Origin of the sequence: Pseudomonas sp. Pseu.R1, from assembly GCF_045764065.1 — a bacterium.
GTDB lineage: Bacteria > Pseudomonadota > Gammaproteobacteria > Pseudomonadales > Pseudomonadaceae > Aquipseudomonas.
Genome location: NZ_JBJGEE020000001.1, coordinates 3,593,542 through 3,605,778 on the forward strand (window position 1 = coordinate 3,593,542; position 12,237 = coordinate 3,605,778).

Genomic DNA, 12,237 nt, shown 5'->3' on the forward strand with positions numbered 1-12,237 from the left:
TGATAGCGTGTTGCCAATTGCCGACTAGGCTTTGGTTTATTCACTGAATCAGAGGGACATGGCATGGGCATCATCGGAACCATCTTCATCGGCCTGATCGTCGGGCTGCTGGCTCGTTTTCTGAAGCCGGGCGACGACAGCATGGGCTGGATCATGACCATTATTCTGGGTATCGCCGGTTCTCTGGTGGCGACCTATGGTGGTCAGGCGCTGGGCATTTACCAGGCGGGGCAGGGCGCAGGCTTTTTGGGTGCGCTGGTCGGAGCGATCATCCTGCTGGTCATCTACGGCATGATCAAAAAGAAATGAAATCCGGTCTGGCCCTCTGCGCTATTGCCGCGCGGAGGGCTAGAATGCGCGGCATTCAATTCCCCACGCCGAGCAACTCAATGCGTCGTCTTATCTTCGTTTCCCTGCTGCTGGTCTGCGGGCTGGCATGTGCCGCCGATTTGCCCGAGACCGACTGGCTCGAACTGATGCCCAAGTCGGATCAGAAGGCTCTTGAGGCCATGCCCGAAATCGACCACAACTCCCCGGAAGCCCAAGGCACGTTCGACAGCAAAGGCGGCCTGAAGCAGAGCAAGGGTTTGCCTGCGGTGATGTATTCCACCAAAACCGTCGCTGCCATGAACGGCAAGAACATTCGCCTGGGCGGCTATCCGGTGCCGCTGGAGACTGACGCGAAAGGGCACAGCACGCTGTTCTTCCTTGTCCCTTATCCCGGCGCCTGCATTCACGTGCCACCGCCACCGCCGAATCAACTGGTGCTGGTGCGGTATCCGAAAGGATTGAAGATTGATGACATCTACACGCCGTTGTGGGTGGTAGGCACGCTGAAGATCGAGAAGGTCAGCAATGATCTGGCCGATGCGGCCTATGCGCTGGATGCCACGAAGGTGCGGGTGGTGACTGAGGCGGATTTGTAAGAGCGCTTCTGCCCTTGTGGAAGCCCGCACCAAGCCGGCTCCCACAGGGGAAGGTCAGTGGCTGATCAATCGTCCGTCAGCGGCTCGGCCCAGAGGCTGACACCCATCACATGCATCTCGCCCGGTTTGAGCGTTACGATGTCGGTCATGACGTTCGCGGTTTCGACACACACCATACCCTTCCAGTCATCGGCGCCCATGTCGCTGAAGGTTTTGGTTTTCTCGATCCAGGGGTTCCAGACCACCGACGATTTCGAGCCTTGGGTCTGGATCTGGATGCGACGTTTCCACGCCGGGTCGACGATGGACACCAGGTCAGGTGTGTCCTGATAGATACGATCTGTCTCGCCAGTGAACGTAATGTCACCCACTTGAACGTTTTGCTGCTCCCAGCTTTCCAGCGTGTTCAGGTAGCTGACGCCGTCCAGGCCCTGAATGCTGATCTGATGCACATCGCTCACGGCGAAATAGGTGTGCAGCGCCTGGCTCAAGGTGACGTCGTGATCGCCTGCGTTGAAGCTGAGCAGGCTGACGTTCAGCGCTGAATCCAGACGAATGCTCAGCTTCAGACCCACCGTGTGCGGCCAGCCGGGCAAATGGCCTTCGGCCTTGAGCTGAATGAACTCGACGATCAGCGCTTCGCCGTCTTCGGCGATGTTGATCAGCTCCCAGTCCAGCGCGCGCACTTCACCGTGGGCGTTGGCCGGTTCGCTGCTCTGACGCATAGCCTGCACGCTCTGCGGGTTGCGCTGGAAGTTGCCGAACCATGGCCAGCAAATCGGCATGCCGCCGCGAATCGCCTTGCCGTGTTTGTACACCGCGTTCGGATTGGACCAGACCAGCGGCTCGTCACCGTTGACCTGATAACTGACGATGTGCGCGCCCTGCTGGGCGACCACCAGTTCGGCCTGGCCGTGGCGAATGCGCCAGCAATTGAGCTCGCCGAGCTGGATGGATTCGACTTCTGGCGTAGGCATAGGGGTACTCACTCAAAGGACAGTGACTGAATCAGACTGTGCCAAGCTTGATGAGTTTACTGCGCGCTGCCAAGTGCGATGAGGCCGACGCTGTATATCAGCGTCGGGCCGGAACCGAACGCGTGCGGCCACTGCCGTCGATGGCCACGAACACGAACACCGCTTCAGTCACCTTGCGCCATTCGCTGGACAGTGGGTCGTCGCTCCAGACTTCGACCATCATCTGGATCGAGCTGCGACCGATTTCCAGCGTCTGGGTATAGAAGGACAGTTGTGCGCCCACGGCCACGGGCACCAGAAACGCCATGCGATCAATGGCAACCGTCGCGACGCGTCCGCCTGCGACCTTGCTGGCCATGGCTGTGCCTGCCAAGTCCATCTGCGCGACCAGCCAGCCGCCATAAATGTCGCCGAAACCGTTGGTTTCGCGCGGCAGGGCGGTGATTTGCAAGGCGAGATCGCCCTGCGGAATAGGATCTTCCTGTTCAAGTTCGTTCATTACTGAGGGTGCCTCGAACCCATAACGCTCTAAGTCTTCAATTCATTAGTCAGGGAAACTCTGCGAAGACGACTTGGTTAAATGGCTTCGCACAACTTCCCTCAAAGACCGGTTGAGTCGCGGCCCGCAAGTATATCGGTCGATGCCTCACGAGACGACCGTTGGGTTCCCATTTTCCCCGACGCACGTTGCAATCCATGTGCATCTGCGCGCAATTTGCTATCGTGCCGAACCGATTTGGCGCACTACGCCGACATTGGCACGCAATTTTGATGCCCGATCACCTCTTCGAGACGATAAATCGCGTGCACGGCCGTTATCCCCGGCTGCATAGCAATTGATCATTCGCCCCAAGAGAGTCTCAAAAGAGAAGCCATTGTCATGTCCTCCGTGTCTTCCAGCGCTGCGCAGCCTTCGCGCCCGCTGACCCGCAACGATTACAAAACCCTGTCGCTTTCCGCCTTGGGCGGCGCGCTGGAGTTTTACGATTTCATCATCTTCGTGTTCTTCGCTGCCGTTGTCGGCAAGCTGTTTTTCCCCGTGGACATGCCGGAATGGCTGCGTTTGATGCAAACGTTTGGCATTTTCGCCGCCGGTTATCTGGCCCGCCCGCTGGGCGGCATCGTCATGGCCCACTTCGGCGATTTGCTGGGCCGCAAGAAAATGTTCACCCTGAGCATTTTCCTGATGGCGGTTCCAACGCTCATCATGGGCCTGCTGCCCACTTATGCGCAGATTGGCATCTGGGCGCCGCTTTTGTTGCTGCTGATGCGCGTCATTCAGGGCGCCGCCATTGGTGGCGAGGTGCCAGGGGCGTGGGTATTCGTTTCCGAACACGTTCCCTCACGTAACGTCGGTTACGCTTGCGGCACGCTCACCTCCGGTCTGACCGCAGGCATTTTGCTCGGTTCGTTGGTCGCAACCTGGATCAACACCCTCTACACGCCGGCCGAAGTTTCGGATTACGCCTGGCGTATTCCATTCCTGCTGGGCGGCGTATTCGGTCTGATGTCGGTTTACCTGCGCCGCTGGCTGCACGAAACCCCGGTCTTTGCCGAGCTTCAACTGCGCAAGCAACTGGCCGAGGAAGTGCCGCTCAAGGCCGTGTTGCGCGATCATCGCGGCGCCGTTGTGCTGTCGATGGCGCTGACCTGGCTGCTCTCGGCGGGTGTTGTGGTCGTCATTCTCATGACCCCGACGCTATTACAGAGCATGTACGGCTTCGCGCCCGCTGTGACGTTGAAAGCCAACAGCCTGGCCATTGTGCTGCTCAGCCTGGGTTGTATCGGCGCGGGCGCGTTGGCGGATCGCTTCGGTGCCGGTCTGGTTTTCCTGTTGGGGTCGCTCGGGCTGCTGATCACATCGTGGACCTTCTACCACACGGTCGGCGCTCATCCAGAGTGGCTGTACCCGCTGTACGCTTTGACTGGCCTGTTCGTCGGCACCATCGGCGCCGTTCCGTTCGTAATGGTGAAGGCCTTCCCGCCTGTGGTTCGATTCTCGGGGTTGTCGTTTTCCTACAACCTGGCTTACGCGATCTTCGGCGGCCTGACCCCGATGGTGGTCACGCTGATGCTCAAAGCCAACCCGATGGGGCCTGCGTGGTATGTGGCGATTCTGTGTGCGCTGGGGATGGTGATCGGGTTGTACTTGCTGAAGAAGAAAGTCGCCTGATCAAATAAATCCGCTGCTATTGAGAATTGGCTTATTTTGAGGCCGCCATCCCAAAAGGATGGCGGCCTTTCATTTTATTGTCATATCTCGGTCATAGAGTAGTCACATGGCCATCATTGACCCCCGGCCAACCTTCAGACCTCGCCAGGAGCCAGGCATGACCTTCAAGCGTTTGATGACTGCACTCAGTTTCATTGCAGCCGGTATTACAACCGTTCATGCCGTGGCCGCTGTGGATCCTGCGATCAAGCCCTATGCAAAGACATCCGGCGTTTCAGGCAACCTGTCCAGTGTCGGTTCTGACACGCTGGCCAATCTGATGACGATGTGGGCCGAGGCCTACAAGCGTGAATACCCTACGGTGAACATCCAGATTCAGGCGGCCGGTTCGTCGACCGCGCCGCCTGCGTTGACGGAAGGCACCGCGACACTCGGGCCGATGAGTCGCAAGATGAAGGATGGCGAGGTGTCGGCGTTCGAGCAGAAATACGGCTACAAGCCGACGGCGATCCCGGTAGCAGTGGATGCGCTGGCGGTGTTCGTGCATAAGGACAACCCGATCAAGGGCCTGACGTTGCAGCAAGTGGATGCGATCTTCTCGGCCACTCGTTTGTGTGGCGCCAAGGCAGACGCGAAAACCTGGGGTGATGTAGGCGTAACGGGAGACCTGGCAGGCAAGTCGATCCAGTTGTTCGGGCGCAATTCGGTGTCGGGCACTTATGGCTACTTCAAGGAAGCCTCGCTGTGTAAGGGCGATTTCAAACCCAACGTCAACGAGCAGCCAGGTTCTGCATCGGTCGTCAGCTCGATCAGCAGTTCGTTAAACGGCATCGGCTACTCGGGCATTGGTTATAAAACGTCCAGCGTGCGTACGGTGCCGTTGGCGAAGAAAGAAGGCGATGCGTTCATCGAGGACAACGAGACCAATGCGCTCAATGGGACCTATCCACTGGCGCGTTTCCTCTATGTTTATGTCAACAAGGCGCCGAACAAGCCGCTCAATCCGCTGGAAGCCGAGTTCGTCAAACTGGTCTTGTCCAAACAAGGTCAGGAAGTTGTCATGAAAGACGGGTACATTCCTCTACCAGCCAAGGTCGTCAGCAAGGCATTGGCTGATCTGGGGCTATAAGAACGCGGCGGTGGCATGCACCGCCAGATAACCCTGATGCGGGGTGACAGGTTCGTCCCGCTGCTGGAAGACAGGGCCTTATGGAACGAGGCTTGCGAAAACAATGAACAGTCCGTTGCCACGGTTGCGAGGCGACGGGCTTTTTTGCGTCACCATGCTGTCATGTATCTGTCATACATAGCCGCTAGGGTGTGCGCATGAATGATTTGGCCAATTCATCGATGACCGAAAAGTCCCCTCCCGAACGCATTGATTTCAATACGCCGGAGATGCAACACAAGCGTCGTATTCGTGCGCTCAAGGACCGTCTGACGCGCTGGTACGTGTTAGTGGGTGGCCTCGCTGTTCTTGCTGCAATCACGCTCATCTTCTTCTATCTGGCCTACGTCGTGCTGCCCCTGTTTCAGGGCGCGAAGCTCACGGCTCACACCGCACAAACTCCGGCTTGGGAACAGGACGCCGGGAAGCCTCTGTTGCTGGTCATCGAAGAGCAGAATCTGGTGAGCATGCGCGTCTCCGACAAAGGGGAGGCGCTGTTTTTCAACACCAGGGATGGCAGTGAGCTGTCCCGTGTGACCCTGCCGATTCCTGCGGGCGCGCACGTCACGTCTGTGGCGCAGGATCAGCCGGGCAAGCCTCTGGTGGCGGTCGGTCTGTCCAACGGGCAGGTGCTGGTCTTCAAGCATGCGTACCCGATCAGCTATCCCGAGAACAAGAAAACCATTACGCCGGCCATCACTTACCCCTATGGCGAGACCCCGCGCGTCCTCGATGACGAAGGCCGTGCGCTGGAGCATGTCAGTCTCAATGCGAATGACACCACGCTGATTCTCGCGGGCGCCACCGGCTCGCAACTGCACGTCCTGTCGCTGACGCAGGCTGAAAACCAGATGACGGGCGAGACGACCAGTACAGAAAGCCGGATCGACCTGCCGCAGTTGTCGGCGATGGTCAAAGCGATCTACGTCGACCCCCGGCAGCAATGGCTGTACGTGATCAATGGTCGCGCTCAGGCCGACGTGTTCAGCCTTCAGGACCGTACGCTCAACGGGCGCTACAAGCTGCTCGAAGACGCCAACGCCGAGACCACCGCCAGTGCGCAATTGGTGGGTGGCATTTCGTTGATGATCGGCAGTTCCAGAGGCAACATCGCCCAGTGGTTCATGGCCCGTGACGTCGACGGCGAAATGCGTTTGCAGCACATCCGCGACTTCAAAATGGGCGGCGCGCCGATTGCTCAGATCGTTGCCGAACAGCGCCGCAAAGGCTTCATCGCGATGGACACCTCCGGCAAGCTCGGCGTGTTCCACAGCACGGCCCATCGCACGCTGTTGGTTGAACCGGTCGCCAGTGGTCCGGCCATCATGGGGCTGTCTCCGCGTGCGGACCGCGTCCTTGTTGAAGACAACGGCAAGCTGCTGCCACTGACGCTGAAAAACCCGCATCCGGAAGTCTCCTGGAGCGCGTTGTGGGACAAGGTCTGGTACGAAAACTACGACGAGCCCAAGTACATCTGGCAGTCCACCGCTTCCAACAGCGACTTCGAACCCAAGCTCAGCCTGGCTCCGCTGACATACGGCACGCTGAAGGCAGCGCTATATGCGATGTTGCTGGCCGCGCCACTGGCCGTGGCGGCAGCGATTTACACCGCGTACTTCATGGCACCGGGTATGCGCCGCAAGGTCAAGCCGGTGATCGAGTTGATGGAGGCGCTGCCGACGGTCATCCTGGGTTTCTTCGCCGGGCTGTTTCTGGCGCCCTACATCGAGGGGCATTTGCCGGGGATTTTCAGCCTGTTGATCCTCCTTCCCATCGGAATTTTGCTGGTCGGCTTTCTATGGACCCGTCTGCCTGATTCGATTCGCCTGCGTGTGCCGGACGGTTGGGAAAGTGCGATTCTGATACCGGTCATTCTGTTGGTGGGCTGGTTCTCGCTGGGCATGAGTTCGCACATGGAGAACTGGTTCTTCGGCGGCGATATGCGCTCCTGGATAACGAATGACCTGAAGATCACCTATGACCAGCGCAACGCATTGGTGGTCGGTCTGGCGATGGGCTTTGCCGTCATCCCCAATATCTACTCGATAGCCGAAGACGCCGTGTTCAGTGTGCCGCGCAGTTTGACCCATGGCTCGTTGGCGCTGGGTGCGACGCCATGGCAAACCTTGATACGTGTGGTGATCCTGACCGCCAGCCCCGGCATTTTCTCGGCGCTGATGATCGGCATGGGCCGCGCCGTCGGCGAGACCATGATCGTGCTCATGGCCACGGGCAACACGCCGATCATGGACATGAACCTGTTCGAAGGCATGCGCACCCTGGCGGCCAACGTTGCCGTCGAGATGCCGGAGTCGGAAGTCGGTGGCAGCCACTACCGGGTGTTGTTCCTCGCGGCGCTGGTGCTGCTGATGTTCACCTTTGTCATGAACACCTTGGCGGAGCTGATTCGTCAGCGCCTGCGCAAGCAGTATTCGTCTCTCTAGGGCAGGTAGAAACAGATGAAAAAAGCCTCCCTGAAAAACTGGGTCAAAAGCGGCGCCCCCGGCGTGTGGATCAGCGCGAGTGCGGTGTCCATCGCCGTCATCATGACCATCGGGTTGCTGGCAGTGATCGCGGTACGTGGTCTGGGGCATTTCTGGCCGGCTGACGTGGTTTGCGCCCAGTACGCGGTGCCGGGGCAGGCGCCGCAAGTGCTGGTGGGCGAGTTGGTGCAATCCGAGCAAGTGCCTCGTGCACGCTTGAAAAGTGCTGGACTGCCCGTGCCCGACGAAGGCCCGGAATTCATGACCCGCGACCTGTTCAAAGTCGGCAATCGTGACCTCAACCCCAGTGATTTCAGTTGGGTCGTGGGCGAATGGCTGAAGGAGCAAAGCAGGCCCGATGAACTCATGACCCTTGAGCGGCGTGAGTGGGGCAATTTCTATGGCTATCTGGTCAACGTCAAAGAGAACGGCCAGGTGGTGGCTGAGGGGGAAGCGGCCTGGCCGCAATTGCAGGCACGCATTCAGCGCGCGCAGAAAATCTCCGATGAACTCAATGGGCTTCAAAAGGGCGATATCGGCACGATCAACCACGGTATCGAACGCCTGCGGTTGCAGGCGCGCAAACTGGAACTCAATGGTCAGCTCGACGCCCAGGCGCAGGCCGACATGGCGGCTGAGCGTGCCGAATACGATGCGCGTTACAAAGACATCGAATCCCGTCTGGTTGCACTGCATGCCGAGTTCGACCGCGACAGCCTGACGGCCCGTGACGCCAACGGCAAGGAAGTCGAGATCAGCCTGAGCAAGATCGTTCACGCTTACCAGCCAAACGCCATGAGCGTGACGTCGAAGCTGGGCTTCTACTTCAAGAAGCTGTGGGAGTTCCTCAGCGACGACCCTCGCGAGGCCAACACGGAAGGCGGCATCTTCCCGGCGATTTTCGGCACCGTGATGATGACCCTGATCATGGCCGTGATCGTGACGCCATTCGGGGTGCTGGCGGCGGTCTATTTGCGTGAGTACGCCCGGCAGGGGCCGATGACTCGACTGATCCGCATCGCCGTGAACAACCTCGCAGGCGTTCCGGCCATCGTCTACGGCGTGTTCGGTCTGGGCTTTTTCGTTTATGTGCTGGGTGGATCGCTTGACCGCCTGTTCTTCCCCGAAGCATTGCCTGCGCCGACCTTTGGTACGCCGGGCTTGCTGTGGGCCTCGTTGACCCTGGCGCTCCTGGCGGTCCCGGTGGTGATCGTGGCCACTGAAGAGGGTCTGGCGCGCATACCGCTGACCTTGCGCGAAGGCTCGCTGGCGCTTGGCGCGACCAAGGCCGAGACGCTGTGGAAGATCGTATTGCCGATGGCCAGCCCCGCCATGATGACCGGCTTGATTCTGGCTGTTGCCCGCGCTGCCGGTGAAGTGGCGCCGCTGATGCTGGTGGGCGTAGTCAAGCTCGCGCCATCGCTGCCAGTGGACGGCAACTACCCGTATTTGCACCTCGATCAGAAGATCATGCACTTGGGCTTTCATATCTATGACGTGGGCTTCCAGAGTCCCAACGTCGAAGCCGCGCGGCCGCTAGTGTACGCCACGGCGCTGTTGTTGGTGCTGGTGATTGCTTTGCTGAACCTGTCGGCGGTGACGATTCGGAACCGGCTGCGCGAAAAATACCGCGCCCTTGACGGCTAGAGGCCGCGACACGTTTCGAGCTTCCCGCGGCAAGCTGGATGCCGCGCCGATTTGCCCCACTTGTAGCTTGCAGCTGAAAGCGCGCAGCTAAAAATGAAGTGAGAGAGAGATGCAGAAAGATCCACAAACGCGTGGTGTGAACATGTCAGCTTTGGGGCGCAAGCGTCAGGGGCTGGACCTGGCCAGCGAGGACGTCGCGCTGGAAGTGCGGGGCCTGAACCTGTTCTACGGCGACAAGCAGGCGCTGTTCGATATTCAGATGAACATCCCTCGCCAGCGCGTGACGTCGTTCATTGGGCCTTCGGGCTGCGGCAAGTCGACCTTGCTGCGCACCTTCAACCGCATGAACGACCTGGTGGACGGATGCCGCGTGCAGGGCGAAATCCGCCTTTATGGCCGAGACATCAATACCAAGGGCGAGGACGTCGCTGAGTTGCGCCGTCGCGTGGGTATGGTGTTCCAGAAGCCGAACCCGTTTCCCAAGACGGTGTACGAAAACGTGGTCTATGGCCTGCGGATTCAGGGCATCAACAAAAAGCGTCCGCTCGACGAGGCCGTCGAGTGGGCATTACGAGGCGCGGCACTGTGGGATGAGGTCAAGGACCGCCTGCACGAGTCGGCCCTCGGGCTTTCCGGTGGTCAGCAGCAACGCCTGGTGATCGCCCGCACTATCGCTGTCGAACCCGAAGTACTGCTGCTGGATGAGCCGTGCTCGGCGCTTGACCCGATTTCGACGTTAAAAGTCGAAGAGCTGATCTACGAACTGAAATCCAAATACACCATTGTGATCGTTACCCACAACATGCAGCAGGCGGCGCGTGTATCGGATTACACCGCTTTCATGCACATGGGCAAGGTGGTCGAGTTTGGGGACACCGATACGTTGTTCACCAATCCGACCAAAAAACAGACTGAAGACTACATAACCGGTCGTTACGGCTAGCACGTGTTTCGTCAGCCTTGAACCACCGCGCAATCAATCGGACGGACACTCAGCATGATCAAAGACAGCCATACACATCACATCTCCCAGCAGTTCAACGCTGAACTGGAAGATGTTCGCAGCCACCTGCTGGAAATGGGTGGTCTGGTCGAGAAGCAAGTAAACGACGCTGTGACGGCGCTGATCGAAGCGGACTCGGGTCTGGCTCAGCGCGTTCGTGAAGTGGACGATCGCATCAACCAGATGGAACGCAACATCGACGAAGAATGCCTGCGCATTCTGGCCCGTCGTCAGCCAGCGGCGTCGGACCTGCGTCTGATCATCAGCATTTCCAAGTCGGTAATCGACCTGGAACGTATTGGTGACGAGTCCACCAAGATCGCTCGCCGCGCCATTCAGTTGTGCGAAGAAGGCGAATCGCCGCGTGGCTACGTGGAAGTGCGCCACATCAGCGATCAAGTCAGCAAGATGGTGCGTGACGCACTGGACTCGTTCGCCCGTTTCGACGCCGACCTGGCCCTGTCCGTCGCTCAATACGACAAACACATCGACCGCGAGTACAAGACCGCGCTGCGTGAGCTGGTCACTTACATGATGGAAGACCCACGCTCGATCTCCCGCGTACTCAACGTGATCTGGGCGTTGCGTTCGCTGGAGCGTATCGGCGACCATGCGCGCAACATTTCCGAGCTGGTGATCTATCTGGTACGCGGCACTGACGTGCGTCACCTGGGTCTCAAGCGCATGCAGGAAGAAGTCAAAGGTCTGTCCGCCGAAATGCCTAATGTTCCGGACTCGCCTGACGATAAGTAAGATTGCCTGAGAAAAAATGCCTGGCGAATGCCAGGCTTTTTTTTGGCTGCCCGCCGTCTTCAGGCCCCTATTTTTCTGTCACCCGCGAATAAAATGTCCCGGTGTCGTCAAACAATTTGGCAGTTGGCCACCAGCCAGCGATATGCTCGCCATTTGCGGTGAACACGCCATCAGGAGCGTCGATGAGTAAAGTCAGTGTATTGGTGGTGGATGATGCGCCGTTCATCCGCGATCTGGTGAAGAAAGGGCTGCGAAATGCCTTTCCCGGCATCACCCTGGAAGATGCCGTCAACGGCCGCAAGGCGCAGGTCCTGCTGACCAAAGAAGCCTACGACCTGGTGCTCTGCGATTGGGAAATGCCTGAAATGTCCGGTCTTGAGTTGCTGACCTGGTGCCGCCAACAGGAAAGCCTGAAAACCATGCCGTTCATCATGGTGACCAGCCGTGGCGACAAAGAGAACGTCATTCAAGCGATTCAGGCCGGTGTTTCCGATTTCATCGGCAAGCCGTTCACCAACGAGCAACTGCTGACCAAGGTCAAAAAAGCCCTGCACAAGGTGGGCAAGCTGGACGCGCTGATGAGCAACGCGCCACGGCCCAACGCGGCGTTCGCCAACGACTCGCTCGGCGCGTTGACCGGCAATCGTCCGGAAGTCGTCTCCGCCACACCGACCGCTCCCGCTCAGCCGCTGATCAAGCCTCAGGCCGCTCCGGCGGCGCCTGCTGCTGCACCTGCCGGACGTGGTCAGGGCCAGTTGCGTCTCTCCAGCGGCACCCAGCAATGCGTGATCAAGGCGCTTACGCTCAAGGAAGCGTCCCTCATCGTGCGTCGTAGCGAGGTCCTGCCGCAGATTCTGGACGGCGCAGTGCTCGATCTGGAACAGGGCGAGAACGCTGAAGTCGCGCGTCTGAACGGCTACCTGCACGCCATTGCCGCGTTCGAGCAAAAGCCGGACAGCGACTGGCTGCAACTGACCTTCCGCTTTGTTGACCAGGACACCCAGAAGCTCGACTACCTGTCGCGGCTGATTGCTCGTGGCACGGCGCAGAAGCATTTCATTCCTGGTGCGTAGTTGCCTCACTTAATCGGCTTGCGCCTTCCTGTGG

At 59.0% G+C, this 12,237-nt stretch carries 11 protein-coding genes; 9 read left to right on the top strand and 2 right to left on the bottom strand.

Features of this window, described 5'->3' with window-relative positions; translation table 11 throughout:
- The first annotated feature begins 63 nt into the window (after positions 1-63).
- On the top strand, positions 64-309 hold the full coding sequence (locus tag ACI5GA_RS16610; protein WP_404635554.1) for a GlsB/YeaQ/YmgE family stress response membrane protein: 246 nt from the start codon (positions 64-66) through the stop codon (positions 307-309).
- An 80-nt stretch (positions 310-389) separates the two neighbouring features.
- Positions 390-926, top strand: coding sequence for a DUF3299 domain-containing protein (locus ACI5GA_RS16615; protein ID WP_404635714.1), 537 nt, complete (start codon positions 390-392; stop codon positions 924-926).
- Between the two features lie 65 nt (positions 927-991).
- Here ACI5GA_RS16615 and ACI5GA_RS16620 read toward each other — a convergent pair whose 3' ends face one another.
- Together ACI5GA_RS16620 and ACI5GA_RS16625 are read right to left on the bottom strand one after the other, a co-directional pair.
- On the bottom strand, positions 992-1,903 hold the full coding sequence (locus ACI5GA_RS16620) for a D-hexose-6-phosphate mutarotase (RefSeq protein ID WP_404635552.1): 912 nt from the start codon (positions 1,901-1,903) through the stop codon (positions 992-994).
- A gap of 97 nt (positions 1,904-2,000) precedes the next feature.
- Positions 2,001-2,402, bottom strand: a complete 402-nt coding sequence (locus ACI5GA_RS16625) for an acyl-CoA thioesterase (protein WP_108236231.1) — start codon at positions 2,400-2,402, stop codon at positions 2,001-2,003.
- Between the two features lie 381 nt (positions 2,403-2,783).
- Between ACI5GA_RS16625 and ACI5GA_RS16630 the strand changes: the two genes are divergently transcribed.
- From ACI5GA_RS16630 to ACI5GA_RS16660, 7 genes are all read left to right on the top strand, one after another.
- Complete coding sequence (locus ACI5GA_RS16630; protein ID WP_404635550.1) at positions 2,784-4,076, top strand: MFS transporter; 1,293 nt, start codon at positions 2,784-2,786, stop codon at positions 4,074-4,076.
- Between the two features lie 157 nt (positions 4,077-4,233).
- Positions 4,234-5,205, top strand: coding sequence for a phosphate ABC transporter substrate-binding protein PstS family protein (locus ACI5GA_RS16635; RefSeq protein ID WP_404635548.1), 972 nt, complete (start codon positions 4,234-4,236; stop codon positions 5,203-5,205).
- A 197-nt stretch (positions 5,206-5,402) separates the two neighbouring features.
- A complete protein-coding gene (locus tag ACI5GA_RS16640) occupies positions 5,403-7,688 on the top strand; it encodes an ABC transporter permease subunit (protein WP_421423471.1) in 2,286 nt (761 codons plus the stop codon).
- Positions 7,689-7,703: 15 nt separating this feature from the next.
- On the top strand, positions 7,704-9,374 hold the full coding sequence (pstA, locus tag ACI5GA_RS16645; RefSeq protein WP_421423473.1) for a phosphate ABC transporter permease PstA: 1,671 nt from the start codon (positions 7,704-7,706) through the stop codon (positions 9,372-9,374).
- A 109-nt stretch (positions 9,375-9,483) separates the two neighbouring features.
- Complete coding sequence (pstB, locus tag ACI5GA_RS16650) at positions 9,484-10,317, top strand: phosphate ABC transporter ATP-binding protein PstB (RefSeq protein ID WP_421423475.1); 834 nt, start codon at positions 9,484-9,486, stop codon at positions 10,315-10,317.
- Positions 10,318-10,371: 54 nt separating this feature from the next.
- Complete coding sequence (gene phoU, locus ACI5GA_RS16655) at positions 10,372-11,130, top strand: phosphate signaling complex protein PhoU (RefSeq protein WP_404635540.1); 759 nt, start codon at positions 10,372-10,374, stop codon at positions 11,128-11,130.
- Positions 11,131-11,312: 182 nt separating this feature from the next.
- The gene (locus ACI5GA_RS16660; protein ID WP_404635538.1) at positions 11,313-12,203 is read left to right on the top strand and encodes a response regulator; all 891 of its coding nucleotides are present in this window, start codon (positions 11,313-11,315) and stop codon (positions 12,201-12,203) included.
- The last annotated feature ends 34 nt before the right edge of the window (positions 12,204-12,237 follow it).